Source organism: Bordetella tumbae (assembly GCF_965139195.1).
GTDB classification, from domain to species: domain Bacteria; phylum Pseudomonadota; class Gammaproteobacteria; order Burkholderiales; family Burkholderiaceae_B; genus Bordetella_A; species Bordetella_A tumbae.
The window spans coordinates 19,197-44,906 of record NZ_CBCSJH010000033.1; the positions used below are offsets into that span (position 1 = coordinate 19,197).

General features: G+C 58.8%; 20 protein-coding genes, 3 tRNA genes and 1 pseudogene. 5 read left to right on the plus strand and 19 right to left on the minus strand.

Annotated elements, in window-relative coordinates; genetic code table 11:
- Positions 1-41 precede the first annotated feature (41 nt).
- From ACNA0J_RS23800 to ACNA0J_RS23820, 5 genes and pseudogenes are all read right to left on the minus strand, one after another.
- Complete coding sequence (locus ACNA0J_RS23800) at positions 42-1,040, minus strand: tetratricopeptide repeat protein (protein ID WP_415821357.1); 999 nt, start codon at positions 1,038-1,040, stop codon at positions 42-44.
- Positions 1,041-1,566: 526 nt separating this feature from the next.
- Positions 1,567-1,651: transfer RNA gene (locus ACNA0J_RS23805), tRNA-Leu, on the minus strand.
- A 278-nt stretch (positions 1,652-1,929) separates the two neighbouring features.
- Positions 1,930-2,361, minus strand: a pseudogene (gene secG, locus ACNA0J_RS23810) (preprotein translocase subunit SecG); the annotation flags it as partial.
- An 18-nt stretch (positions 2,362-2,379) separates the two neighbouring features.
- Positions 2,380-3,126: a triose-phosphate isomerase gene (gene tpiA, locus ACNA0J_RS23815; protein WP_415821360.1), complete on the minus strand. Its 747-nt coding sequence runs from the start codon at positions 3,124-3,126 to the stop codon at positions 2,380-2,382.
- Positions 3,127-3,225: 99 nt separating this feature from the next.
- A complete protein-coding gene (locus tag ACNA0J_RS23820) occupies positions 3,226-4,203 on the minus strand; it encodes an NAD(P)H-quinone oxidoreductase (protein WP_415821362.1) in 978 nt (325 codons plus the stop codon).
- A 124-nt stretch (positions 4,204-4,327) separates the two neighbouring features.
- Between ACNA0J_RS23820 and ACNA0J_RS23825 the strand changes: the two genes are divergently transcribed.
- Both ACNA0J_RS23825 and ACNA0J_RS23830 read left to right on the plus strand, forming a co-directional pair.
- Positions 4,328-4,415: transfer RNA gene (locus ACNA0J_RS23825), tRNA-Ser, on the plus strand.
- An 8-nt stretch (positions 4,416-4,423) separates the two neighbouring features.
- Positions 4,424-4,508: transfer RNA gene (locus tag ACNA0J_RS23830), tRNA-Leu, on the plus strand.
- A 60-nt stretch (positions 4,509-4,568) separates the two neighbouring features.
- Here the strand turns inward: ACNA0J_RS23830 and ACNA0J_RS23835 are convergent.
- Complete coding sequence (locus ACNA0J_RS23835; protein WP_415821364.1) at positions 4,569-4,760, minus strand: hypothetical protein; 192 nt, start codon at positions 4,758-4,760, stop codon at positions 4,569-4,571.
- 104 nt (positions 4,761-4,864) lie between these two features.
- Between ACNA0J_RS23835 and ACNA0J_RS23840 the strand changes: the two genes are divergently transcribed.
- Both ACNA0J_RS23840 and ACNA0J_RS23845 read left to right on the plus strand, forming a co-directional pair.
- Complete coding sequence (locus ACNA0J_RS23840; RefSeq protein WP_415821365.1) at positions 4,865-5,503, plus strand: DedA family protein; 639 nt, start codon at positions 4,865-4,867, stop codon at positions 5,501-5,503.
- Between the two features lie 671 nt (positions 5,504-6,174).
- Positions 6,175-7,173, plus strand: coding sequence for an AraC-like ligand-binding domain-containing protein (locus ACNA0J_RS23845; protein ID WP_415821366.1), 999 nt, complete (start codon positions 6,175-6,177; stop codon positions 7,171-7,173).
- A 74-nt stretch (positions 7,174-7,247) separates the two neighbouring features.
- Here the strand turns inward: ACNA0J_RS23845 and ACNA0J_RS23850 are convergent, their stop codons facing one another.
- The 5 genes from ACNA0J_RS23850 to ACNA0J_RS23870 all read right to left on the minus strand — a co-directional run bounded on the left by ACNA0J_RS23850 (position 7,248) and on the right by ACNA0J_RS23870 (position 13,957).
- Positions 7,248-8,189 carry a hydroxymethylglutaryl-CoA lyase gene (locus tag ACNA0J_RS23850; RefSeq protein WP_415821367.1) on the minus strand — a complete coding sequence of 314 codons (942 nt, stop codon included), beginning with the start codon at positions 8,187-8,189 and terminating at the stop codon, positions 7,248-7,250.
- Between the two features lie 13 nt (positions 8,190-8,202).
- On the minus strand, positions 8,203-9,159 hold the full coding sequence (locus ACNA0J_RS23855; RefSeq protein ID WP_415821369.1) for a Bug family tripartite tricarboxylate transporter substrate binding protein: 957 nt from the start codon (positions 9,157-9,159) through the stop codon (positions 8,203-8,205).
- A gap of 122 nt (positions 9,160-9,281) precedes the next feature.
- Entirely contained in the window at positions 9,282-10,490 is a 1,209-nt protein-coding gene (locus ACNA0J_RS23860) for a CaiB/BaiF CoA transferase family protein (protein ID WP_415821371.1), read from the minus strand.
- 180 nt (positions 10,491-10,670) lie between these two features.
- Entirely contained in the window at positions 10,671-11,594 is a 924-nt protein-coding gene (locus ACNA0J_RS23865) for a LysR family transcriptional regulator (protein ID WP_415821372.1), read from the minus strand.
- 107 nt (positions 11,595-11,701) lie between these two features.
- Positions 11,702-13,957: a phosphocholine-specific phospholipase C gene (locus ACNA0J_RS23870; protein ID WP_415821373.1), complete on the minus strand. Its 2,256-nt coding sequence runs from the start codon at positions 13,955-13,957 to the stop codon at positions 11,702-11,704.
- A gap of 451 nt (positions 13,958-14,408) precedes the next feature.
- Between ACNA0J_RS23870 and ACNA0J_RS23875 the strand changes: the two genes are divergently transcribed.
- On the plus strand, positions 14,409-15,257 hold the full coding sequence (locus ACNA0J_RS23875) for an HAD-IIA family hydrolase (protein ID WP_415821375.1): 849 nt from the start codon (positions 14,409-14,411) through the stop codon (positions 15,255-15,257).
- Here ACNA0J_RS23875 and ACNA0J_RS23880 read toward each other — a convergent pair.
- The 8 genes from ACNA0J_RS23880 to ACNA0J_RS23915 form a co-directional block, all read right to left on the minus strand.
- Entirely contained in the window at positions 15,251-16,156 is a 906-nt protein-coding gene (locus ACNA0J_RS23880) for a MurR/RpiR family transcriptional regulator (protein ID WP_415821376.1), read from the minus strand. The genes ACNA0J_RS23875 and ACNA0J_RS23880 overlap by 7 nt on opposite strands.
- A 92-nt stretch (positions 16,157-16,248) precedes the next feature.
- Positions 16,249-17,355, minus strand: coding sequence for a PepSY-associated TM helix domain-containing protein (locus ACNA0J_RS23885; protein WP_415821377.1), 1,107 nt, complete (start codon positions 17,353-17,355; stop codon positions 16,249-16,251).
- Positions 17,356-19,575, minus strand: a complete 2,220-nt coding sequence (locus tag ACNA0J_RS23890; RefSeq protein WP_415821378.1) for a TonB-dependent receptor — start codon at positions 19,573-19,575, stop codon at positions 17,356-17,358.
- Positions 19,576-19,828: 253 nt separating this feature from the next.
- Complete coding sequence (locus ACNA0J_RS23895; RefSeq protein WP_415821407.1) at positions 19,829-21,103, minus strand: MFS transporter; 1,275 nt, start codon at positions 21,101-21,103, stop codon at positions 19,829-19,831.
- A gap of 68 nt (positions 21,104-21,171) precedes the next feature.
- Positions 21,172-22,416: a hydantoinase/carbamoylase family amidase gene (locus ACNA0J_RS23900; RefSeq protein WP_415821379.1), complete on the minus strand. Its 1,245-nt coding sequence runs from the start codon at positions 22,414-22,416 to the stop codon at positions 21,172-21,174.
- The gene (locus tag ACNA0J_RS23905) at positions 22,413-23,294 is read right to left on the minus strand and encodes an alpha/beta fold hydrolase (RefSeq protein ID WP_415821381.1); all 882 of its coding nucleotides are present in this window, start codon (positions 23,292-23,294) and stop codon (positions 22,413-22,415) included. Before ACNA0J_RS23905 ends, ACNA0J_RS23900 begins: the two co-directional genes overlap by 4 nt.
- 11 nt (positions 23,295-23,305) lie before the next feature.
- Positions 23,306-24,439, minus strand: a complete 1,134-nt coding sequence (locus tag ACNA0J_RS23910) for a pyridoxal phosphate-dependent aminotransferase (protein ID WP_415821382.1) — start codon at positions 24,437-24,439, stop codon at positions 23,306-23,308.
- 26 nt (positions 24,440-24,465) lie between these two features.
- Entirely contained in the window at positions 24,466-25,248 is a 783-nt protein-coding gene (locus tag ACNA0J_RS23915; RefSeq protein ID WP_415821383.1) for an SDR family oxidoreductase, read from the minus strand.
- Between the last annotated feature and the right edge of the window lie 462 nt (positions 25,249-25,710).

Here is a 25,710-nt window from a genome sequence, read left to right on the forward strand (position 1 = left end):
AAGAGCGCCACATCGTGGCTTGTGTGCGCATGATCAGGTATCTACTCCGGCAACGGAACCCCGGCCTCCCATTCGCCCGCCAATTTTTGCCCCACGGCAAGCTGGGCGGGCGTGAGCTGCGACGCGACCTCATTCCTGAACCGCTGATAGTCCTCGCTCGGGTTTCTCTGTGCAGCCAAGAGCGCGCACACATAAGCAAGCACTTGATTTTGCTGAACGCCGTAGCCGCCCAGATAAGCGGCACCTAGCGAATACAGCCCGTTGGCATGGCCTTGTTCTGCTGACTTGCGATACCACATAACGGCCTGAGGGTAATCCTGGGCAACCCCGTTTCCATCTTGATATAGGGTACCGAGGTTGTGTTGCGCGACGGCGTTTCCCTGCTCGGCAGCTTTATGAAACCACGCTGCCGCTTGCTGATCGTCCTGCAAGACGCCGAGTCCGTCGTGGTACATCATCCCCAGATTGGCCTGTGCCTGGGCATTCCCCTGCTCTGCCGCTTTTCGATACCACCCCAGGGCCTGCTGATAGTCTTTCGGGACACCCATGCCTTCTCCATAGATCAGCCCCAGACTACCTTGAGCATCGATATATCCTTGCTCTGCAGCCTTTCTGAACCACACGATGGCTTGTGCATAGTCCTGTGAAACACCGTCGCCATTGGCATACATCACCCCCAGGTTGTACTGACCGTTTGCATAGCCTTGCTCCGCCGATTTACGGAACCATGACACCGCTTGCACATAATCCGATGGCACTCCTTTGCCATTGGTATACATGACTCCCAGTTCGTACTGCGCACGAGCGCTACCTCGCTCCGCGGCTGCGTTGAGCCACTTGAAAGCCTCTCTGTGATCACTTGGTGCCCCTCGCTGACCCGCCAGGTAGCGCAGCCCGACTTCATACTGTGCGTCGACATCCCCGTGGGCAGCCATCTTCCGCAACGCATCAAACGGCAGAGGACTCCACTGAACTTCACTGGCCAACACAGTGGCGGAAAACACGGCATAGACCAGGCCGAGCACAATGGCACGTAGCATCTCGCAAACCCTCTTGTTGATGTAACTTTATATCTTGGTGCGACGGCGAGAAGCGACGGATTTTGGGCGACGCCCTCGCCCAGCGAAAACGCGATACCGCGGCCGAGCCAGCCGCGAAAAGGAAAGCGACCTAGCCTCGCCTTCCGCAACAACCGCCCTCCCGAGCCGTTTTCTTTTGTCTATCGAGTTGATGTGCTGCCAACTCCAACATCGATCGTGCCGTACATCTCCACACTCCCCTCCGTCTGTCCTGCTTCATTCTTATGAGCGCAGCCTGCCAGGCCAACCATCAGCATTGCGACGGCAACAAAGCGGGGAAGGTTTCCAGAAATCATGCGGGCCTCCTAATACTGCTCTGATGCTTCATTCTATGCCATCTCACCCCGGCTCTAGGGCAGCGCTGCTGTCGCGTAGCGCACGACGGTCTCGGTGTACCGATCACTGAACAGTAACCTCACACGCAACAAAAAACCCGCGCCTCATTACGAGAATCGCGGGTCTGATGTGTACTACTTCAACTAATCTTTGGTGCCGACGGCGAGACTCGAACTCGCACAGCTTTCGCCACTACCCCCTCAAGATAGCGTGTCTACCAATTCCACCACGTCGGCTTACCTAATTCCTGGAAAGGTATGTAACCATCCCAGAAAAGTCCGGCATTCTAGCATGAATTCGATGCCTCAGCCAATGAGGTTGAGGCATCGAATGTCGCGCGTTATTGAGCGGGCTTCTGCTCTGCGGGTTGCGCAGGCTTGGCAGGCTCTTCCGAAGGTGCCGGTGCAGCAGGCTTTTCAGCCTCGGGCTTGCTCTCGGCAGGCGTTTGCGCAGCAGGGGCCGGCGTCTCAGCGGCGGGCTTGTCGGCAGGCGCAGCAGGAGCGGCAGGCACGTCAGCAGGCGGTGCAGATTGAGGCTGCGCAGCACCCGGTGCGGCAGGGGCAGACGGCACGGAAGCGTCAGGCTGTGCCGGCGCCGACGATTGCGGCACAGACGAGCCGTTGTTCGAGCCCGGAACTTGCGGGACGGAACGATCAGCCGGGAAATTCTGCATCACGCCGGAGTCGACAGCGCTCGGCGACGATGAGCCCTTGTGGCTGACATAGGCCAGGCCCAAGGTCGTGGCAAAGAACACCACGGCCGCCCACTTGGTCGTGCGCGACAGAAAGTTAGCTGCCCCGGTGGCGCCGAACAGGCTGCCGGCAGACCCGCTGCCGAAAGCCGAACCCATGTCGGCGCCCTTGCCCTGCTGCAGCAGGACCAGGACAATGATCGCCAGGGCGGACAGCACCTGCACGACCAGCAAGATGGTGAGTGTCAAAGACATTAAAGAGACTCCGGAAACTTAGGCTGCGGCAATGCGCAGGAATTCTTCGGCCACCAACGAAGCGCCACCAACCAGCGCGCCATCGATGTCCGGCATAGCAAACAAGGTGGCAGCATTGGCGGCCTTGACGCTGCCGCCGTACAGCACTCGAACCTGCCCCGCCCCCAGGCCACGCAGGGCGATGCGAATCGCGCCGTGGACTTCTTGGGCCTGTTCGGGAGTGGCGCTCAGGCCCGTGCCGATGGCCCACACGGGCTCATAGGCCAGCACCATACGCGACAAGGCATCGACGCCCAGCGCCAGGATCGGCTCGAGTTGACGCTCGATCACACCCAGCGTATTGCCGCCCTCGCGGTCAGCCAGCGATTCGCCGACGCACACCACCGGCGTCAGGCCAGCGTCCAAGGCGGCACGCGCCTTGTCGGCAACGACTTGGTCGGTTTCACCGTGCAGAGTACGGCGCTCGGAATGGCCTGCCAGCGCCAGACGGCAACCGAAGTCTTTCAGCATGGAGCCGGAGACTTCGCCCGTGTAGGCGCCTTTGGAGTGCGCGCTGATGTCTTGCGCACCCCAGGATACTGCGCTGCCGGTCAGGACGGAAGCCGCCTGAGCCAGGTACGGGAACGGCACGCAAACGCCAATTTCGCAGTGCGAAGCCGGATCGGCGGCACGCAGGGCTTCGAGCAGTGCGGCGTTCTCGGCCAGGTTGCCGTGCATCTTCCAGTTGCCCAGCACGAGACGGGCGCGGTTCTCAACAGTGGTCATGGCGCAAAATCGGAATAAGGGCAACCCGGACAAAATCCGGGTCAAACCCAAGATTGTATCCTGTTTACCGGAAATTACGCTGCGCTATGAAAGCGGACGTTACACCGTCAGGATAATTTTGCCGATGTTCTCGCCGGCTTCCATCATGGCATGGGCGGCGGAGGCCTGCTCCAGAGGGAATGTGGCATGAACAATGGGCTTGATACTGCCCTGCTCCAGTAGCGGCCAGGCTCGCGCACGCAACGATTTGGCAATGGCGCCCTTGAATGCCACAGGACGCGGACGCAGCGTGGAACCGGTCAAGGTCAGTCGGCGACGCAAGATCTGGTTGCCATCGACTTCGCTGCGAGCGCCGCCCAGCAAGGCGATCACCACGATACGGCCGTCATCGGCCAAACACTTCATGTCGCGATTGATGTAATCGCCCGCCACCATGTCGAGAATCACGTTGACGCCTGCGCCATCCGTCGCATCACGGACGACTTGTACGAAGTCCTCTGTTTTGTAGTTGATGCCCCTGGCCGCCCCCAGCGCTTCGACAGCGCGAGCGCGGTCGTCACTGCCTACCGTGGCATAGACAGGGTTGCCCATTGCGCGCGCCAGCTGGATCGCCGTAGTGCCGATGCCGCTCGCACCGCCATGCACCAGCAGCGACTCACCCTCTTGCAGCGCGCCGCGGTCAAACACATTGCTCCACACGGTGAAATAGGTTTCGGGCAGGCCGGCGGCTTCGATCTCGGACAGTCCCTTGGGGACAGGCAGGCACTGCACCGCCGGAGCGACGCAATATTCGGCGTAGCCGCCGCCTGCGACCAGCGCGCAGACTTTGTCGCCGATCGCAAATCCGCCAGCGGCCGCGTCGCCGCCTACGATTTCACCGGCGACCTCCAGGCCCGGCAGGTCCGAGGCCCCCGGCGGCGGCGCGTAGTTGCCTTTGCGTTGGAACACGTCGGGGCGATTGACGCCAGCCGCCGCAACCTTGATCAATACCTCGCCCGCGCCGGGCTCCGGCACCGGGCGATCGACCGGAACTAGCACCTCTGGACCACCGGGTTGAGATATTTCTATGGCTCGCATCGTGCGCCTCCTCGATTAAATAGATTATTATTGCGCCCTTTACGGAAGTTCCAAACTGGTTACGCGGCATCAATGTCCGCAGCTTGGACTTTCTAGCTGAGGTATCATCCGCAGCTGCGAAACAGGAAGCGTGGCAGAGTGGTCGATTGCACCGGTCTTGAAAACCGGCAACGGGCAACCGTTCGTGAGTTCGAATCTCACCGCTTCCGCCAAATGCGTTGCACCCATGGCGAAATTGGTAGACGCAAGGGACTTAAAATCCCTCGCCGCAAGGCGTGCCGGTTCGATTCCGGCTGGGTGCACCAATAGCCAAAAAGGCGGCCGAGGCCGCCTTTTTAACGTACTGCAAACGTCCTAATAATTATTTATCGACCTGCATCAGGCTGCTCGTTGCTGCTTTTCCCAGAATGGATGTGCAAGTCGCCCAGCATCGTTCCGGCCGGCAGCACGAAACGCATCACGCCTTCCGATTGACCGGGATTCTCGGCCAGGACCTCCTGACCGTTGACCTCGACTCGCAGACCGGGATCCTTGATCCGTACATCTTGATATTTCAATTTATTGTTAAGCAATGCACGGCATGCTGCTCTGCAACATTTGATAAAGACCTGGTTCTGCCTGATGCGCTACCATGGTGTTCGTCTACAGCCTATTTCTATGCATGGACACATACATCGACAAAATCGGCCAGTTCATTCAAGCCAATCAGGATTGGGCTGGGCCCATCACATTTCTGCTCACACTTGGTGAGTCACTGATCATTGTTGGCCTGGTCATTCCCGCCACGGCGCTGATGCTCTTGACTGGTGGCTTGATCGGGGCGGGTACGCTATCGCCCTGGAACGTATTGGCCTGGGGGATTGCAGGGGCCATCGTGGGCGACGCCCTGTCGTATGGTCTGGGCCGCTGGTTGGGCCCGAGCATGCTGCGCCGCTGGCCGTTCAATACGCAACGCACGGCTGTGGCACGTGCACGCCTGTTTTTCTCGCGTTACGGTTTTGCTTCGGTGCTGATCGGCCGTTTCTTGGGGCCGATACGTTCGACCATTCCGACAGTGGCAGGCATCATGGGCATGAAACACGCCCGTTTTCAGTTGGCGAATGTCTTATCCGCGGTGGTCTGGCTACCTTTGATGCTGGCCCCGGGCTTCATCACGGCGCGCAGCGTCGGCGCGATGCAGGACTCCCAAATGGGGCTGATTATCGGTACCGCAGCGTCCGTCCTGCTAGGTGTCGGGCTATTGGTCGGCTTTATGCGTAAACGTCAGCAACCGGAACGCGCCCGCGCCCGCCGCGGGTGAGCATCGCTCGCCCCTCTTGAACGAATCCAGGGCCTGCTTTACGACACAATGCTGTCCGACGCTCCTGGTGCAAATGGGCACCCTCCCAATCCGCCCATAGAGATAGACAGCGCATTAGGGCCATTCCTGCCCTCTGAGCCGTCTATCGGTTCACATCCTCAGCTATCCGACAACGTACTTTTTATCGCATCGCGCCATTAGCCCGCCGGCGCATCATTTGCATGAGCACCGCCCGCCTGCACCATATCGACGAGAAAATCGGGGTCCGGGTCGCACGGTAGCGTTGCATCATCGGACCGTACGATTTAAAGGTCAGGCAGCTTAATACGAATGGACTCACCTTCGGCGATTTCACTGGCGAGTTCGCACATTTGCGTGAAACGTGGGCACTGGGTTGCGACATCGAAATACGCAGAGTGGCGCGCTTTGTCTTGCCTTTCATGAGAGCCTCTTACTAGGGGAAACAACACGGGTGATTCACACGAGGCAACCGCCGCAATCGGCGCTGCCTGCCCTAAATGCCGCAAAGGTATACGCGGCGCGCTATGGTTATGCCTGCTTCCTCGGCCGTCTATCGGTTTTACGCCATTTACTATCGGAAAAACGCGCTTTTTTATCCCGTCGCGAGGATTGTCCATTAATATGTAAACATTCATTACACATGAGCCCAGATGATCTCGTCTCTATTTTCCCAAGTGCCATTCGAACAGTATCGGATCGTCGATACCGCAGACCCCGATGAGGCGCGACAACAGATAGGTGAGGTACTCAACTCCTATCGACTGAAAGTCAATAGCGGGCGGATTCTCCACAGCCGGCTGGACCTGGTTCCTTGCGGACGTCTGTCATTGCTCAAGAGCAGGCATGGGTACGGGGCGGACATCAGCATTGATCCCGATTGTCACGGCCTGGACGGCTATTACCTGCTCGTGCTACCCACGCAGGGGCACGCGGAGTTTCATTTCGACGGACGCCGCATAGAGGTTTCGCCCAATAAAGCTTTCCTCATCAGCCCCGACAAGCGCTTTTACTTCAGAGTCAGCCACGATTACGAACAAGTCCTGCTGCGTCTGGACCGCCCGGCCATCGCCGACGCCTGGCAACGTCTGACGGGACAAGACCAAGCGCCCGACATCTGCTTCGATGCGGTCATGCCCTTGCATACGGCTGGCTGGCAGGCGCTGATGCCCATGCTGCAATGGGTGGTGCGATGCTCGGGCCTGGGCCTGGGTCAGAACACCACCCAGGCAGCCTTGCTGGCCCAAACCGAGATGCTGGTGGCCACCACTCTGCTACTGCACCAACCACACAGCATGGCAGAGCATCTCTGGCCTGCACCACCGCCCTCCCTGCCCCAGGCCATCCGACGCGCGCAAGCCTATATGCTTGAACATCAGGGCGAACGCCTGCCGGTGGCCATGGTCGCCAGTCATTGCGGCCTGTCAGCCAGGCGCTTGCAAGCCTTGTTCCAGAGTGAATGCGGACAGTCGCCATTGCAATGGCTGCGTATGCAGCGTCTGCAATCGATCCGACAGACCTTGTTGCAAGCCGATGATGCGAGCAACATCAGTGAAATAGCAACACGCTTTGGCTTTACCCACCTGGGCGAGTTTTCGCAGGCGTACCGTCAGGCTTTCGGCGAAACACCCCAACAAACACGCGGCAGATAACCGGATCGGATTATCGGGACGGTCGCATCCGTATTACTCGGCGTCGGACTGCTGGTGGCATTTATGCGCAAGCGTCAGCAGCCGGAACGCACCCGCTCCCGACGCTCCTGAAAGGTTTTAGGAATCCCTGCAGCGGCAACGCCGCTACGCAACGGATCCTCTGGCAGCGCCTGCGCCAGCAACGCTCGGGCGGCAAGCAACCGAGACAGATCTATACCCGTGTGGTATCCCATGCTCTCAAGCATGAAAACCAGATCTTCGGTAACGATGTTGCCCGATGCGCCGGGCGCAAACGGACACCCCCCTAGCCCGCCCAAGCAAGAATCGAAACTGCGGATGCCTTCGGTCAGACCCGCCAGCGCGTTCGCTAGGCCTAGTCCCATCGTATCGTGCAAGTGCAGCTTAGTCAGCTTCGCTCCGATGGCGTCTTGCGTCGCTCGTACGACATCTCGCACCTGTGCAGGGTGGGCGTAGCCCACGGTGTCAGCCAACGCGATTTCGTCGACGCCGGTACGTACGACTGCCTGAGCTACCGACGCGACTCGCGCAGCAGGCACGACACCTTCGAGGGAACATCCAAAGGCCGTCGCCACTGCCGCGTCAATACGCATGGGGCGTGGTTGTTGACGTACCCATTCAACAATGGCGGCCATCATCGCTATCTGTGCGTCAGTACCTTTACCTACATTCGCATGACTATGCGTCTCGCTCACCGAGATGGGAAACGCAAGTACATGCGCTCCCGCCTCGTACGCAGCCATCGCGCCTCTGAGATTGCACGCCAGCGCGCACACCGTCAGGCCTTCGACCTCTAACGCCTGGTGCAGCACAATGCCGGTGTCGGCCATCTGCGGCACCAGTTTGGGTGACACAAAACTGCCGACCTCGATTTCATGCAAGCCCGCCTCAGCCAGTTGCCGTACCCAGCGCACCTTGTCGGCGGTGGGCATCATGCCTTTGGCCATTTGCAGCCCGTCTCGCGGGCCGACTTCGCAAAGCCTGACGTGTTGCGTCATGGATCCATTCTCCTTATTGCACCGAGATACCCGCGCTCTCGATCGTCTTGCGCGCCTTGGCGATGTCCGCTTGAATCAAGTCCGCGAACGCGTCTCTGGACATGGGATTTGTTTCGAGACCTTGTGATGCCAAAGCATCCTTTACGTCTTTACGCGCCAAGAGTTTGTTGAAATCCGTGTTCAGGCGCGACAACACCGCCGCTGGCGTTTTAGCCGGGGCCAACACGCCGTAGAACGTCACTACGTTGAAATTGGGGTAGCCCAATTCCGCGACCGTCGGCACATTCGGCAGTGCGGGATTACGTTTCGGGGAAGTCACCGCCAGTGCTCTCACTTTGCCCGACTGAATCAATGTGGCTGCCGAGGAAATCGACGAGCCGGCAAACTGTAAGTGTCCTCCCATTAAATCAGCCAATGCGGGCGACGATCCCTTGTAGGGAACATGCTGCATTTTGAAGCCCGCCTCGTGTTGCAACATCTCCATGGCGATGTGTACGCCGCCACCGGTTCCGGATGTTCCGTAAGCGATCGTGCCCGGAGATTTTTTGGCGGCAGCGATGACTTCCGGCAACGCTTTATACGGAGACTTATCCGACACTAACAACACCATGGGTGTCGTCGCCACCAGGGCGACAGGCGCCAAGTCCTTGACCGGATCATAGGCAACCTTCATCAACAACGGGATCAACGTGACATTGTCCGATTGGCCGATGACCAAGTCATATCCCTCTGCCGGCGCACGTGCGGCCTCGGCCAAACCCAACGCCGTACCGGCGCCAGGCTTGTTTTCTGGCACGATATCCCAGCCGTTTAATTCGTGAAGCTTGTTTCCCATCAATCTACCGATGTAGTCGGTCCCCCCACCCGGGGTCGAGGGAATAATGATGCGTATCGGTTTGGTGGGATAGTCTTGCGCGTGCACCATGCAAGCAGCCGCCATCGCAGCCACCGCGAACAGTTTGCGGATCATGAGGTTTGTCTCCTTTGTTGTGGACGCTTGCCGTCGCGCCGTATTTGATCGATAGCGCGGCGTGAGCTTCGTTCGACGGTATCAGTCCGTCTCGGTCTCTACACAGGCGCGGTTGCGTGCGCTCATGTAATCACTCCGGATGCGCGCAACGCCTCGATACGCGCGGCATCCAGACCTAGTTCTTGCAGGATCGTCTGCGTATCGCCCCCTTGAGCCGGTGGATCAAAACGCTTGCCCACTTTACGGCCATCGAACTCGATAGGGAGCGCCGCTGTCGAGACCTGACTGCCATCCGGCAATTGCGTATCGAGCAACGCCCCGCCCGCCTTCAAATGCTCATCGTCCAACAGCTCATGAGGCTGGCGTATGGGTCCATACGAGAGATGGGCGGCCTCCAACGCCGCACATAGCTCGTCGGTCTTCCACTTTTTCAGAATAGCCGCAACGCCCGGCACCAACCAAGATCGAGCCGCCTCGCGGTCGACGGCCGTCGCTAGACGAGGATCTGCTGCCCACTCGGATGGCAGGAATTTCTGCGAAAAGCTGCGCCATTGCGCATCGCTGACGACAGCTACGAATACACGGCCATCGGCCGTCTCGAAAATGTCGTAGACGCCCCATGGCGGCTTGCGCTCAGAGGCAAAAGGCTTTGGGGCATGGCCCGTCAATTGATACTGGGCAATGAACTGTGCCACTAGCAACAGGTTATTTTCAAACAAACCCGAACGCACGTGCCTGCCTCGTCCTGTGCGATGACGATCATGCAACGCGGCTAACGCGCCCACCACACCAAACGTTCCACCCAGGATATCGTTGGCCGACGGCGCCACCCGCTGAGGCGCGTCTGTGCCACCGTTGATGTACGCCAGACCGCCCATCATCTGCACGACCTCATCCAATGCGGTACGGTGCTTGTAGGGTCCCGATAAAAAGCCCTTTAGCGAAACATAAATCAGCCCCGGATTCTCGGCAGACAGCGACTCGTAGTCCAGCCCATATTGCGCCAGACTGCCATCACGAAAATTTTCCACCAGCATGTCAGCCTGTAGCGCCAGTTGGCAAACGACGGCTTGACCCTCAGGATGTTTCAGATCAATCGAAAGGCTTTTCTTATTGCGATTGAAAACCGGAAAATAGCCAATGCCGGATCCTTTCAAGCGGCGCGTGCGATCGCCATCGATCGGCTCCACTTTGATGACCTCAGCCCCCAGATCCGCCAATGACAAGCCCGTGGCCGGCCCCATGATCATGTGTGAAAGTTCCAATACCTTAATGCCACGTAGCGGCAGTTCGGCGTGATCCATAAAAGCGGACCCCGGTGCTGCGGTCATTGATGTCTCCTGCTTGCCTGCTGAACAACCCCAAGGCGGCATACGGAAACCATCAGAATGCCGCCACCAACGAATCATCTTTTAATGATCATCGGGGCAGGCGCATCGTGGGTAGCAATCTTTCAGCACGGGGGCATTCTCGTTTCGGAACATCCGGGATAGCCCTGAATGCCGTCCATGCTACGAGCCCGGATCAGGAACACCCAAATGGTTCAACAGCACCCAGGCGGCGGGCGACAAGGCGCTCGCGTCCTTGACGGCGATACAGACCGGCGTGCTCGCCCAAGGGCCGGACAGGGGGATAAATCGAATATCCAAATGGGTATGCCGAGCCTGGAGATAGCGCGGCACCACGGCCACGCCCAGGCCTCGCGCCACCAGCATGCAAATCGTCTCGTGCGCGCTGACCCGGGCGCTGATGCGGCGAGTGACACCTGCCTCACGAGCCGTTTGCTCCAGTACACCGCTGATGCCGTTTTCGCGATTCAACTCGATCTGCTCGAAGGGCAATAGTTGCGCATAGTCCAGAATCTCGTAGTCAGCCAGCAGATGCTGGCCGGGTACGACGGCGGCCAATACGCAATGTTCCCAGGGAAAAACCTGCAAGCCCTCGTGCCCGAAATCCGAGCCGACGGCGATATCGGCTGCCCCCTCCAGCACAGCACGAAAGGCCTCCTGCGTCGTGTCTTCCAGTAAGGAAAGATCAATCTGCGGATGCGTGCGGCGAAAGGATTGAATATACGCAGGCAGCTCGCCGGATAACGCAGCAACGCTGACAGCAAGGCGGATCTGGCCACGCACACCCGTGGCAAAACCGGCCATCTCTGCCCGCATACGGCCCATACCCTGCAAAAGCAGCCTGGCCTGCACCGCCAACGCTGCGCCGGCGACGGTCGCCTGGACGCCTTTGACACCGCGTTCGAGCAAAGGCACACCGAGGATTTCCTCCAGCTCGGACATGCGCTTGCTGACGGCAGACGGGACAATGTTCTCGCGGGCGGCGGCTCGCGCCAGGCTGCCCTCTTCCAGAGCAGCAATGAAAAGACGCAGCGTAACGAGATCGATATCGCGCGAGGGCGATGAGGCAAGAGGGGCGGATTTCATGGCCGGCGCGATAATCCTACGTTCGTAGAGAAGAAGGTAATGATAGGCGCCAAACTACCTGCCGGGCCCGCCCCTGAAACGCGCCCGGCCGTTCGTACGTTCAACTATCAGAGATGCTGCGCCATCGCGGGATCGCTCACACTGTGGCTGCCGGTCTCCATGCGTCCGGCAAAGCGCCGCTCAAAACCCTCGGCGGCCACGCTGAAGTCATACCAATTGCCACTATCCGCGATAGACCAGTGATGTTCGGCCACGGCACCTGGTTCAATGGCCAAGGTCCACGGACCGTCCGTGCGATAGGCATTAGCTCGCAACGAGGCCTGCATCGCAGTCGTGCCATGATTGCTCACCTTCACGTACAGCGCACTGCCGGCGGGCTCATAGCAAACTTGCACCTCCAGGGCAGCACCTTGCCGCGTGTTGCCGGAGAACGTCCGCACGAAACCGTTGGTGCTGTATACCCATAGATCGTAATCGCCACCGCTCCACGTGTCCGACAGCGACTTGCCTGCTTCGAGGGTGTAGCGCCGGGGGATCAGATCCAGGTTGCGCTGGTCATAGACGTGGAATACCGCCCCCACCTTGCCGGTATTGCTGAACAACAGTTCGACGGCTCCGTCCTGCCCGACCCTGGCGCTGGTGTGCAATTCATATGGCAATGCTCGTGACAGTCGAGTACCAGTCTCCTGATACAGCGGCTGCGGCACAGCGGGGGCCTGAGTTACCGTAGTCGTGGGCAACAGCCGCTGTGCCGCATTGATTGCAGGATAGTTGCTTGTGTCGGGCAATTTGGGAGCGACGGGATCATTCGGGCTGACAAAATCAAAGCACGTGGTCAGGTCGCCGCAGACCGCGCGATGCCACGGGCTGATGGCATCTACCGTGATGTCGAAACGCTTTTCCAGAAAACGGCCTACTGAGGTGTGATCGAACACTTCCGAGTTGACCCACCCGCCTTTGCTCCACGGCGACAGCACATACATCGGTACGCGCGAGCTCAAGCCCCATGGGCGAATCTTTCCGCTGGTCGCGTCATCGGCCGACAGATAATTGCCCACGGAAGCATCGAAATACTCCCCTTCCAACGGCACGGTGGATTTACCCATCAAGGTGCCGCTAGCGTCATAGGACGGCACCGCGGGCATCGGCAGGTGATCAAAGAACCCGTCATTCTCATCAAAGGTGACGAAGACAGCAGTTTTGCTCCACACATCGGGGTTGGACGTCAGGGCGTCCAGCACTTCCGCGACGAAATCGGCCGCACCGGCAACGCCTTCCTTGCTGCCGGGATGCTCGGCCAGATCTTGGGTAGGCAGCACCCAGGACACCTCCGGCAGCGTGCCATTCAAGACGTCTTGCCTGAGTTGGGCGAGGAAGTTAGCTGCGCCGTCATCCTTCTCGGGGCCGCCTGTCAAGCCATGTTCATAGATTGATGAGCCGGGCTGAGCGCTGCGGAAACTCTGGAATGCCAGGCAGCCATGCATCGCCCCCGTCCAGTTGTTGTTCATGTTCTGATAGATGTGCCAGCTCACACCGGCGCGTTCCAGCAGGTCCGGCAACGTGTCCCACTTGAAGGCGCTGTTCGTGTATTTGTAGTTGTAGGCCCCCGTCTCGGGGTCGATTTGACCAGAGCCGTCCGCCTGCTGTGCGCGGCCTGCTACCCAGTTGAACGGATTCGGCCAGCAGCGGGAATTGACAGGTTCGGAGTCCGTGTCCGTGCTGTTGATCCCCTGCTTCAGCAATGCGGGATTTGCATTGGCGCCCGACCAGAAGACAATCCGATTCGGATCCGTGCCGGTGAGGATGGAACAGTGATAACCGTCGCAAATCGTAAAAGCGTCGGCTAGCGCGAACTGGAACGGAATGTCTTCGCGCATGAAAAAGCCCATCGTCGCCTGATTCTTGAATTGAATCCAACGATCCATCTTTCCTTGATTCCACGCGGCTTGCTGGTCAGGGAAATTGTGCGGTGTACCCGATCCGATCAACGCATTGCCGGTTCTGGAGTCGCGGTGAAACGGCTGAATCTCCTGACCGCCCGCAGGATTAGGCTGGAAAAACACCGACTTGCCGTTGGTCAACGGAATCGGAAAGCGATCACCAAAGCCCCGCACGCCACGCATCGTACCGAAGTAGTGGTCGAACGAGCGGTTCTCCTGCATCAGGATCACGACGTGCTTGATGTCTTTGATGGTGCCTGTTTCGACTGCAGCGGGAATCGCGAGTGCACGCTGGATCGACGCTGGCAGCAATGCCATGGCGGACAGCGCACCGGCGGCCTTGGCCGACGTGCGAAAGAACTGCCTGCGTCCCGGCTGATCAGGGGAAACGCCGGCTGAATGCGGGTTGGAGATCTTGGTCATGGAGGGCTCTTGCGTGGAGTTGGTCAGGGGCGTGTGTTCAAGGTGCGCAACGCAGCTGCGGCGCGGGCTGCTCGGGCTGTTCGACGTCAGGCGGCGATGACGAGTCATCGTCCGANTCGTCATCGCCGCTGCCGCAGGCAGCGAGAGCCAAGCTCAGAGCGATGGCCGCAACAAGGGCGCGGCCCGGTGCAAAGTACTGGGTCATGAATACTCCTGGTTATGGAACGTTGCGGGACCTGGATGGCAGCAACGCGATGGGGTGCCGTGAGAGCTGTCCTGATTCCGAAGCGCAGATTAGGCGTCTCACATGACAGAGAAATGAAAAATACTCAATTCAAAAAAATTCAATTTTGAGTTTTATTCATATAAAATTTCAGGCCTCAGCCGGCTAAGACTGCCTTCGTGTTCTCCCCTCGATCCCAACTCGCGCCTGCGTGCGCCATCTTTGCCCATGATCTGTATTACCAGCCCACCCCTGCCAACTCTGCCCGATGGTCCGCTCGCCGAGCCCTCCTGGACGCGGCGCTCGCGCGGCCTGATCCTCGACCTGGACGGCACGCTGATCCGGGGACACGAAGTCATTCCCGGTGCCCGGGAATTACTGGCCCGCTGGTCTGGCCGCTATGTGATCGTCTCCAATAACTCCACGGACACCGCCGCCAGCCTGGCGCTGCGGTTACAGGCATTGGGCCTGCCGGTCGAGGCCAGCTCTCTCGTTCTGGCCGGAGAGCAAGCCCTGCACCATATCGCGCGCCACCATCCGTATAGCAAGCTGATGCTGTGCGGCTCCGAGCGCCTGCAGGCATACGCAGCGGGACTAGGCCTGACGGTGGTGTCGCAGGATGCGGACATCGTGCTGCTGGCGCGGGATGTCGATTTCAACTACACCGCCCTGCAGACGCTGACCCGTGAGCTGACATGTGGCGCCACCCTGATGGTCAGTAACGGCGATCTGACCCATCCGGGCCCCCATGGGTCAGTGATACCCGAGACAGGGGCCTTGCTGCAGGCGCTGCTGGCCTGCGTGCCCGGCACGCGTGCGGACATCCTGGGCAAGCCAGCTGCCATGCTGTTCCAAGAAGGGCTGCGCCGCCTGAATTTGCAGCCAACGGATGTCACGGTCATTGGTGACAACATACGTACCGACGCACTAGGTGCGACACGGTTGGGAATGGGTTATCTACTGGTCGGCAATACGCCCCATGCCGACGCACCGGACGTGGCGCATTTGCTCAACGCCGCATGCCCGCGCAGGCATGTGCTGCCTGACGATGTTGTGAGCGGCAACGAATATCAGTAGCGCTTGTTCGACAGCACGTCGAAGGTACTGCGCAGGGTCGAAACCGCCTTGTCGTAATCGGACAAGGCCAGGCAGGCAATCAAGGTGTCAATGATGGCCAATTGGGCCAAACGGCTAGTCATCGCTTCCGTGCGAAAGCGGGTCTCGCGCGATATGGTGTGCAGCACCACATCTGCATATTCCTGGATCGGCGATTTCCCGAAATTGGTGATGCACACTGTACGTGCGCCAGCCTCTTTGGCAAGCCGTGTCGCCAATACCGTCTCGTGCGTGCTGCCCGAGTGAGAAATGGTCAGCACCGCTACCTCCGGCCCGGTCAGCGACGCGCTGATGGCCTGCACATGCGAGTCGGTGACCGCCGTCGCGTGCAGGCCGATCCGCAACATGCGGTAGTGGGCATCATGGGCGATGACCGCCGAGCTGCCAATGCCGTAGATCTCGACACGGCGGGCGCCGCGAATCAACTCCACGGCCGCAGACAGTGCCTCCACGTCCAGCACCGATTCGGTTTCCTGCAAGGTCTGGATATTGCTGTGGAAAATCTTGCTGACGACCTGAGCGGGGCTGTCCTGCGCGGCCAGATCCTCGTGAATGTACTGCACCGGCTGCACGATCTGCTGCGCCAGCGCGATTTTTAGTTGTTGAAAGCCGGTGGCTCCCAGCATCTTGCAAAAGCCAACCACACTGCCTTCGCTGCATTGCGTGCGCTCGGCGACTTCGCTGACCGACATGTGGACCACTTCCGCAGGATAGCGGATGACGAATTCGCCGATGCGCTGCGACGCCGCGCCCATGGACGGCAATAGGCTCTGGATACGCGCCAGCATGGCTTGCGGCGAGCTCCTCTGAAATTCTGCGGTGGCGGACGGCGTTTGTGAGAGTCGCTTGGATGTGGCCATGGAGAATCGATGGGCAAAAAAGAGAATATCAGCGCAACGATACTCCAAGCTGCTGTCACCGAAATGACGGCGGACGGGACAATGTGCTCGCGCTACCGGACAACAGCTGAGGCCTCCTTGCGGCGGGCGTACTTTTTGATCCACAGATACACGCCGCTGCCCAGCACAATGATGGCCACAATATCGAGCAATGCCCAGATGATCTTCAACGGCAGGCCGCCATAATCGCCGAAATGCAGGGGCTGCGATATGAACAGCGTTTTCACGTACCAGGGCATTTCCCGGGTGTCAGTCAGAACGGCAGTCTGGGCATCCACCAACACCGGCCGCAGCAGCTTGGACGTCAACGGCGTATTGCCCTTCATGAAAATGGTGTAGTGATGCGGGCTCGCGAACACCGTGCCGGGAAAAGCCAGCAATGTGGTTTTCATATCCGGAACCGCTTTACCCGCCGTGTCGAGCGCCGCCTGTGCGGAGCCGTTGGAGTCCAGAGGCGGCTCATTCATGTAGGGCCCGACCATCTCGGTCAACTGATCGCGTTGCCAAAGCGCGAGCACGATGGGATCCAGCGTGTTGATGACGCCGGTCACTCCTACCACCGTCAACCAGACGACCGTAACGATGCCCAGCAGATTATGCAGATCAAGCCATTTGGTGCTGGTTTTCAGCCGTCGTACCGTACCAAAATCGAGCTTTCGCATGAAAGGCTTGTACAGCACCACGCCCGACACGATGGCCACCACGAACATCAGCCCCATGAGTCCCAGAAACAACTGGCCCGGCAAACCGGCGTACATGTCCTTGTGCAATTGCAGCATGACATGCATGAACCCGCGGTCATTCGGCTGATCCAGCACCTGCGCCGTGCGCGAATCGAGCGAGACTAGCCAGTACTCCTCGGGCGGCGCGTCGATGCGGCTCGCCATGGACACCAAGGTCACGTTGGGATGTTCATCCTCGTCCCAGAACATGTAGCGCACGACCTTGCCCGGTTGCGCCGCCAATGCGCTCTCGACGATCCGGTCCATGCTGGTCTTTGGGGTCCCCTCGGCCATCTCCGGGGCCTCGACCACACCTGACAGATGCTCGATTTCCTCGGTAAATACCAAGGGCAGCCCAGTCAGGCAGAGCATCAGCAAGAACAATGTGCAGATGAGACTCGTCCACTTGTGGACAAAGATCCAGGAGCTCAGGCGCATTTAGAAATCCATCGTGGCCGACAGCAAGACCGTACGGCCAGTGCCCAGGTACAGGTAGCCGCCAGTGTCCAGGTTGCTCGTCGAACTCGAGGTCGCCCAGTACGACTCGTCGAACAGATTCTCGATGTTCAAACGCAACGTCAAATCATTGCCTGCGATCTTGGTCCTGTACCTCGCCCCCACGTCTACACGCGTCGCAGAAGGGATCTTGAGATCGTTGGCCTGATCGACATATTGCGAGCCGGTGTAGACCATGCGCGCGTTCACGCCAAATCCGGGAGTCAGGACATTGTCCCAATCGACGCCCAGCGACGCCTGGACACGCGGCACGCCAATCGCATCATTGCCTTCGTAAACACCGTCGGCCATTTTGTCCAGTTTTCCACGCATCAGGGTCAATCCCCCAAGCACGCGCACATCACGCACGACTTCGCCGAAAGCGTTGAACTCGATACCGCGGTTGATCTGCTTGCCATTCTCGGACAGCGCGCCATTCATGGTCGTCGCGCTGGGCCGCTTGATCTGAAACAGGCTGACCGTCGTCGCGAACGTGCCCCAGTCATACTTGGCGCCGATCTCCATCTGCTTGGTCTTCATCGGCGGCAGGGCCGTGGCCGTAGTCACCGTGGGTGGCAATGCCGATGCGCCCAAGGACAAACCCTCGATGTAATTAGCGTAGAGCGACAGATTGGATACGGGTTTGACCAACAGTCCCACCACCGGCGTTACCGCGAACTCCTTGTACTTCTCGCCAGAGGGCTCGTGCGTGAAAACATCGTAGGTCTGGTTTTCCACTGACTGTCGGCGTGCACCGACGGTCAGTTGAACGCGGTCATCCAGAATGGATAGCGTGTCGGCCAACGCGTAGCTGGTGAGCGTGGCCCGCTGGTACGCGCCGGTAGGATTACTGATGCCATCAGTGCTGGGGGTACTGGCAGACGTCGGCGAATACAGATTGCTCAGGTACACGTCGCTCCAGGGAAACACAAAGCCGATATCCGCGCTGTCGTTCAGGCGCGAGAAACTGGCCGCAACCTTGTGCTTGACGGGGCCGGTTTCGAATTGGCCGTTCACGCCGAATTCCATGCTGGTGGTCGCGGGCTTCATGATTTGCCAGGCGGGCGAGGAAACAAAATCACCCTGCTCGTTCAGCAAGGTGATATTGCCCGCAATAGCGTCCATCTTGTCGTAGCGGCGGCCGATCGCGCCATGGACAGAGAGATTGTCGTTGATGTCATACTCGACCCGCCCCGCCACCATCGTGTCCTCGACAATACTGCGGCCATATCCGGGATAGTTCAGATCCGTATCCGGCGCAGAGGGAATCGAGGTGAGGCCAGGAGAGATCGCAAATTGACGCACCACGTTGTCGATGGTCTGCTTTTGGTTCATCACATCAAATGATGCCCGCAAGCGTTCGCCCCGGTAATCCAGGCCCAGCGAGATCAAGTGATCTCTCTCGCTCTGCTTGTCTATCGTCGTACTGCCATCGCTATACATGGCGTTGAGCCGGATACCCCATTCGTTGTTTTCCCCGAAACGCCGTCCCATATCCAGATGGGCGCCGACCTGCGAGTCGGACACATAATTGACGGTGACACGTGTCAGAGGATCGTCATAGGCGCGTTTCGGAACGATATTGATGGCGCCTGCCACGTTGCCGCCCGGCGCCATGCCACTCAACAATGCGGAAGGCCCCTTCAACACCTCTACGCTCTCGGCGATTTCCAGCGGCACGCGCCAGTATGGCGACAAGCCGTACATGCCGTTGAAGGCCACGTCCTGGCTGTTGAAATTCAGTCCCCGGATCGTGAACTGTTCCTGGATATTGGTGCGCGCAGAACCTAAGCGAACAGAAGGATCATTCTCCACCAGGTCGGCAAGCGAGCGTGCTTGTTGTTGCTCGATCAACTCCGACGTATAGCTGATCTGGTTGAACGGCGTGTCCATGAAGCTGGTGCTGCCGAGCAGTCCGAGATCACTGCCGGCATTGACTTGCCCGCCCGCAAAAGGCGTGCGCGCCGGGTCCGAGTCGATCGCGACCGTCACGGTCACCGCGGGTAAAGTGGCGGCATCAGTCGTGGATTGCTGGGAGTAGGCCTGCGCCGAAAGCGACAGTGCCATGAGGACAAACGCCGAATGGATTGCCACGGCAAGCGTGCTGAAGCGCTTGGACTGATCAACATCTCGTCCATACGCGTGATGGAAAAATGAATGCATGACGTTCTTATGCTTCCCGATACGAGAACAAAGACAGGCTGATTCAGCCAACGCCGGCATTTTATTGAATAAAAATAAGAATTGTTATTGTTTTTACACAAAAATTCATTACGACCGGGTGTTTTGCGTTGCCGCCAGAAGGTCTATGGGAGCCGGCTAGATGCCGTGGCAGATAGCGCCGGGCTTCGTGCGGGAGGCCGGATAGGGATTTACCCGTAGGTGAAATCCCCTCCTTTTTTTGCGTGTGCCTGGTTCAACGATTGACGAGCTTTGCCGGAATCATCAGAACCAACAGCGCGCCGACCACTAGCACGGCCGCAGAGATGTACATTGCGATCGTTGAACTCTGGGTCAAATCGCGCAGCCATCCTATGAAATAGGGGCTGACAAAGCCGGCCAACCCTGCGAATGCATTGATTGCCGCTACCCCAGCGGCGGCAGCGCTGCCCACCAGAAATGCGGAAGGTAAAGCCCAGAACAATGGCCCCGGCGTGATAACCCCCGCTGCGGCCAGAGACAGCCCGATCAACGCCATGGGCACATGATTGCCGGCCATCGCAACAATGAGATATCCCACCGCGCCCATGAGCATGGGGATGATGACATGCCATCGCCGCTCACCCGTACGGTCGGAGCTGCGTCCGAAACTCAGCATGGCAATGATCGCCACCATATACGGCACCGCCGATAGCAGGCCGATATTCAACACCCCGGTAACACCCGAGGCCTTGATCAGGGTCGGCATCCAGAATGTCAACCCATACTGTCCCATGATGACGCAGAAATAAATCAACGACAGCAGCAGCATGCGCGGATCTTTGAAGATATGCGCGACAGACGACAGTACATGTCCATGGAGATTGCTGGGCACCTCCAGATCCTTGGCAATATGGGCCTTTTCTGCCGTTGTCAGCCACTTCGCTTTCTCGGGACTGCTATCGAGCACAAACAGTGTCGCTACCCCCAGCACGATAGACGGCAGCGCCTCGAGAAAAAACATCCACTGCCATCCCGAGTACCCATGGGTCTGGTGAAATGCCGAGATGATCCACCCCGAAATCGGCCCACCCAGGATGCCTGCCACAGGAATCGCCACCATGAACAGCGCGATGATTTGTGAGCGGCGTTTCGGGGGATACCAAGACATCAGGTAATAGATCACGCCGGGGTAAAACCCGGCTTCGGCAGCGCCGAGCAGAAACCTCAGGACATAGTATTGCGTCGGTGTCGTGACCCAGACAAAGGCCGCAGAAATCAGCCCCCAGGTGAGCATGATCCGCGCGATCCAGACTCTCGCACCGACTTTACGCAAGACCAGATTGCTGGGTACTTCCAGCAGGAAATAGCCGATGAAGAATATTCCCGCTCCTAGGCCATAGACGGTTTCGCTGAAGCCCAGCTCATCCAGCATCTGCAATTTTGCGAACCCGACATTCACTCTATCAATGTACGCCGCCACGTAGCAAAACATCAGAAATGGAATCAGCCGCCAGGTGATCTTGCGATACAGGCGCTTTTCCATATCCATCGGTAACGTAGCAGGTGACGAAAGCACAGCGTTATTCACGGTTTCCCCTCGCTTTATCAATTGTTGGACTACGAACCTGCCAAACTCACCAGCACCTCAGTCAACACTCTCGCCCCATCGGCCGCGTCTGCTGCGGTAATCGACTCGGACTCGTTATGGGTAATGCCCTCGTGGCAAGGGATAAAAAGCATCGCCGATGGGCAGAGCGGATGCAGGTATCTCGCGTCATGCCCCGCCGCCGACAAGATCTCCATCTGAGAGATACCCAGCGTATCGGCCGCATCACGGATGCGTTGCCGCATTGCCTGCGGAAACTCCAACGACATGGCGCAGGAGAGTTCCTCGACGCGGACCTTGCAGGGCGCGGCATGGGCTGCACAAATGCCTGCGATGGCATCGCCCAGTGCCGTGAGAACCGCCGAGTCCGGATGACGCAGATCGATAGAAAAGCGCACACTGCTGGGCACCACCGATGGTGCATTGGGCGTCACGTTGAGCCGGCCTATCGTGAATTTCACGATGTCCTGCTCGTCATGCATGCGCGCGGTCAGCGCCTGGATCATGCGCACCGCCGCCAGCAACGCGTCCTTACGCTCGCTGCGCAACGACGTTCCCGCATGAGACGCCTCGCCCTCTATGTTCACGACAAAAGTGCGCTTGCCCTGAATACCACTGACCACCCCGACGGTTTTTTGCAGCCGTTCAAGCAACGGGCCCTGTTCGATATGCGCTTCGACATATCCAAAAACGGGTCCGCCCAGATCGCGCTGTGGGATATCGATCAAGGCTTGCTTTGCATTGCTCAATGCATCACCCACGGACACGCCCTGTTGATCTCGGACTGTCTCGATGTCAGCCAGGCCGCGCGCGCCCGCAAACACGGCTGCCCCCATCATGCCAGGCGCAAAGCGCGACCCCTCTTCGTTCATCCAGGCCACCACATCGATGGGACGCTGCGGCTGAATCCCCGACTCGACAATCGACTGACACGCCTCTAACGCCGTCAACACACCATATGCACCATCGTATTTGCCACCCGTAGGTTGGCTATCCAGGTGCGACCCGGAGATGACAGGCGCCGCCAGCGCATCCCTGCCCGCCAACCGCAGGAAAATATTTCCCACCTCGTCACGCGAAGGCTGCAGGCCAAAGGACTTTCCCCATTCGATCAGTTGGCGACATGCGGCGATATCCTCTTGCGACAAGGCTTGCCGGTTAACGCCGCCTGCTGCCGTAGCGCCGATGCGTGCCAGCGATTCGTGGCGATCCCACAACCGCTGCTGCGATACATAGGAAGATGCCCGCTTGCTCATGACGTTTTCATGATTTCCGACGGCATCGCGCGGGGATCACGAGGCAGCCAGCGGTTTTGCGCCACCGTGGCCAGAAACTCGGCGACCAGTTGATTGAACAACGCGGGCTCTTCGATATTCAACGTGTGGCCCGCTTTGGGCAGCACTGCCAATCCCGATGCAGGAATGGTCTTTTTGAGAAAGATGCCTGGTTGCAGGCAATGATCGTCTTCGTCTCCGACCACAATCAATGTGGGGACCCGCATGGCCTTCAGCTCGTCCTCCAGATCATATAAAGACGGCCTGCGCGCCTGGACCCCTCGCATCGTCATTGCCGAACCGGCCGCCGAATGTTGCGACAACTGCTCGGCAAACTCTGCCCAGCCACGCGGATCCTTGAGCAAATAGGCAATGCGCGATGCCGCCATCGAATAGGTCTTCGAGAACTCCTTCGATCCCTGTTTTTCGAACTGGGCAGCGACCTCGATCGACACATTGCGGAAGTATTCCTCGTGCTCTTTCTCCGCGCCATAGCCCGCACCAGCTACCACCAGCGATAACGCACGCTCGGGTGCGACGAGGCCCAGATGAACCGTGGCAAAGCCGCCCATCGAAAGTCCCACCACGTGGGCTTTAGGGATCTGCAACGCATCGAGCACATCGACAATATCCAACGCCGCACGGCGTTGCGAATACTGCTCCAGGTCCTCGGGCACATCAGACGGCGGATAGCCGCGTGCATTGAATGCAATGCACCGATGACGCCGTGAAAAATAGCGCATCTGCGGTTCCCAGCTGCGCATATCGCCGCCAAACTCGTGAACGAAAATAATCGGCTCGCCCTCGCCTGCCTCTTCGTAATAGAGCTGGATATTGTCGGAAGTCGTGATGGTCGGCATGTGCGCTCCGCTCAGAACAGGTTTTCAGGGACGTCGATCGTGCGTGCCAAAGCCACCATCTCGGGCAGCAACTCGCAAAAGCGATCTGCCCAGGCCTCTGGCACCGTCAAGCTCACCTTGACGAAACGATGGCCAAAACGCTTCGTGTGGTAGGAGCCCTGGCGAATCATGACGCCGCGCGTCTGATACGCAGCAACCAATGCTTCGGGTTTGATACCCGCATCGATCGTTTCGATCACCAATAGGTTTGCGTGCGACGGATAAACCGGCACCGCAAAACCCGGGATCGCCAATGCCGCACGGGCAACGACCTCCTGATTGCGGCGCTGACGCCGCCAGATCTCGGGAAACCACTGCGCTTTGGTCTTTAATCCCGCAATGGCGGCGCGCTGCGAGAGCACGTTACTGCCGAGATTGTTGGGCGGAGCTGATGCGAAACGCTCCACCAGATCTTCGTGCGCCAGCACCGCGCCCAAACGCATACCCGCTAAACCCAGCCATTTGGAAAAGCTGTAAATCTGGATGGACTTTTCTGGGTAAAAGCGAAATGCGGGCGTGAAGTGCTCGGCGAAACTGCTGTATGTCGCATCGTGAATCAGGTACGCCCCGACCGACCGCGCAATATCGGTAAAGGCTTTGATTTCGTCCTCAGTGTGGCAGGTGCCTAGAGGATTATTCGGATCGACCAGATAGATGACCCGGGTCTTTTCAGTGACGGCGGCACGCAGCTGCTCCACGGTCAGCTTGTAGTGTTGCTCCGCGTTGTAGATCGGCAGCTCGATCACATTCGCGCCGGCCTTTTTAGCGAAATGAATCGGCCACGCCCAGCTGGGATCCGTGGTGACGAAATCCGTGCCGGGCTCGCAGATATTGCTGCAGACGTTGTAGAGCGCCTCGACGGCGCCGTCGGTCACCAGCACAGAGGCATCCGGGATGCCCATGTCTTCGCGGATGAGCTGGCGCAGTTCCTCGAAACCAGCCGGCGGCGCGTACGCGTGGTATTCACCGCTGTCCAGGGCCTGAATCACGGCCTCGCGGACGGAATCGTGCGGCGCATAGTGGTTGGTGTTCTGCCCCAACCACATCAATCCAGGGGTATTGCACAGCTTGTCAAAGTATTGATTGCGGACTTGGAAATTTTTCATGGCGTTCTACAGAGAATGAGCAGTCGTCACACCACGGCGCGGCGCGAAGCGATGCCGCCGTCGACCGTGAATACGGTTCCGGACGTGTAGCCGGAACGGAAAGAGGCCAGGAACAGGAATAGATCCGTGATCTCGTGCACTCTGGCGGGCCGCCCGAGCGGATAGCGTTCCAGCAGTTCCTCATAGCGGTCTGCGTCGCCGAGCCGGTTCTCTGCGAATTTCTTGAGCATGTTGTAGATGCGGCTCGTATCGACTGGGCCGGGATTAACGCCGATGACGCGGATGTTGTCATCCAGGCTGGTGCCGCCCAGGGCGCGCGTGAGCGCCATCAGCGATGCATTGCCGGCCGCACCCTCGATGTAGTTCGGATCGCAGACCTCACCACCGTTGCCGATATTGTTGAGAATGACGCCGCCGCCGCGCTGTTTCATCCGGGGATACACGAGACGGATCATGTCGGCGTAGCCGAAGCCTTTCAGCGCCCAACCGTCGCGCCATTTCTTGCCGTCGATGTCGAACAGCGTGCCGCTGGGGATCACGCCCGCGTTGTTGATCAGGACATCGACATCGCCCGCCTCATTCACGATTTGCTCGCAGGCGTCTGGCGCGGTCATGTCTACGGCGGTCACCGTGACTTTGACCTGGTTGCGTTCCTCGATCTCTCGGCGCAGTTGATCCAGTTTGTCGGCCGAACGCGCCGTCAGGTGCAAGTCGCATCCCTCTTCGGCAAACGCGAGTGCCAGCCCTTCGCCTATTCCTTGCGAGGCCCCGGTGATCAGAATTTTCTTTCCCGTCAGCTGCAAATCCATGTTGTCCGCGTTCCTCTCTTAAGCACGTAAATCCGATTACGTATGCATAATATGGAACTCTTGTATACATATATAGCTGGGGTTAATACTTATACAACGGGATGCAGAAAAAAGCCTGCGTAGGGACAGCGTTGATTTCTTAGGAAGAACGAGGACTATCTCCCAGGGACATCATGTGTTCACCCAGGCTATCAATGTATACAAGATAGACCCAAAGACTCTTGAGGCGATCTGGACATTGTTCATTCACGCTGTCCAATTTCAAGGAAACAGGCTCGCCGTTAGGCACGCTCGATGTCGACGGCAGCAACAAGACGAGCGTCGTGCTCTCGCCGATGGTAAAAGTCGGCGGCTGCTGGGATTGGGATGACAAGACGATCGCACGACCCTTCGCTGCCCTCGGGGCCAATTTCCGGCCGGACACCTTCGATGCGCGCGGAATACGGCCTCGAATGAGCTAAC

Bases quoted from the DNA above. Each gene is read 5' to 3' on its own strand.
- ACNA0J_RS23890 (WP_415821378.1), bottom strand. From the start codon at position 19,575: ATGCATTCATTTTTCCATCACGCGTATGGACGAGATGTTGATCAGTCC.
- ACNA0J_RS23855 (WP_415821369.1), bottom strand. From the start codon at position 9,159: ATGATCCGCAAACTGTTCGCGGTGGCTGCGATGGCGGCTGCTTGCATG.
- ACNA0J_RS23905 (WP_415821381.1), bottom strand. From the start codon at position 23,294: ATGCCGACCATCACGACTTCCGACAATATCCAGCTCTATTACGAAGAG.
- ACNA0J_RS23850 (WP_415821367.1), bottom strand. From the start codon at position 8,189: ATGACGCAACACGTCAGGCTTTGCGAAGTCGGCCCGCGAGACGGGCTG.
- ACNA0J_RS23865 (WP_415821372.1), bottom strand. From the start codon at position 11,594: ATGAAATCCGCCCCTCTTGCCTCATCGCCCTCGCGCGATATCGATCTC.
- ACNA0J_RS23820 (WP_415821362.1), bottom strand. From the start codon at position 4,203: ATGCGAGCCATAGAAATATCTCAACCCGGTGGTCCAGAGGTGCTAGTT.
- ACNA0J_RS23910 (WP_415821382.1), bottom strand. From the start codon at position 24,439: ATGAAAAATTTCCAAGTCCGCAATCAATACTTTGACAAGCTGTGCAAT.
- ACNA0J_RS23900 (WP_415821379.1), bottom strand. From the start codon at position 22,416: ATGAGCAAGCGGGCATCTTCCTATGTATCGCAGCAGCGGTTGTGGGAT.
- ACNA0J_RS23845 (WP_415821366.1), top strand. From the start codon at position 6,175: ATGATCTCGTCTCTATTTTCCCAAGTGCCATTCGAACAGTATCGGATC.
- ACNA0J_RS23895 (WP_415821407.1), bottom strand. From the start codon at position 21,103: ATGGATATGGAAAAGCGCCTGTATCGCAAGATCACCTGGCGGCTGATT.
- ACNA0J_RS23800 (WP_415821357.1), bottom strand. From the start codon at position 1,040: ATGCTACGTGCCATTGTGCTCGGCCTGGTCTATGCCGTGTTTTCCGCC.
- ACNA0J_RS23875 (WP_415821375.1), top strand. From the start codon at position 14,409: ATGATCTGTATTACCAGCCCACCCCTGCCAACTCTGCCCGATGGTCCG.
- ACNA0J_RS23880 (WP_415821376.1), bottom strand. From the start codon at position 16,156: ATGGCCACATCCAAGCGACTCTCACAAACGCCGTCCGCCACCGCAGAA.
- ACNA0J_RS23860 (WP_415821371.1), bottom strand. From the start codon at position 10,490: ATGACCGCAGCACCGGGGTCCGCTTTTATGGATCACGCCGAACTGCCG.
- ACNA0J_RS23915 (WP_415821383.1), bottom strand. From the start codon at position 25,248: ATGGATTTGCAGCTGACGGGAAAGAAAATTCTGATCACCGGGGCCTCG.
- ACNA0J_RS23885 (WP_415821377.1), bottom strand. From the start codon at position 17,355: ATGCGCCTGAGCTCCTGGATCTTTGTCCACAAGTGGACGAGTCTCATC.
- ACNA0J_RS23840 (WP_415821365.1), top strand. From the start codon at position 4,865: ATGGACACATACATCGACAAAATCGGCCAGTTCATTCAAGCCAATCAG.
- ACNA0J_RS23870 (WP_415821373.1), bottom strand. From the start codon at position 13,957: ATGACCAAGATCTCCAACCCGCATTCAGCCGGCGTTTCCCCTGATCAG.
- tpiA (WP_415821360.1), bottom strand. From the start codon at position 3,126: ATGACCACTGTTGAGAACCGCGCCCGTCTCGTGCTGGGCAACTGGAAG.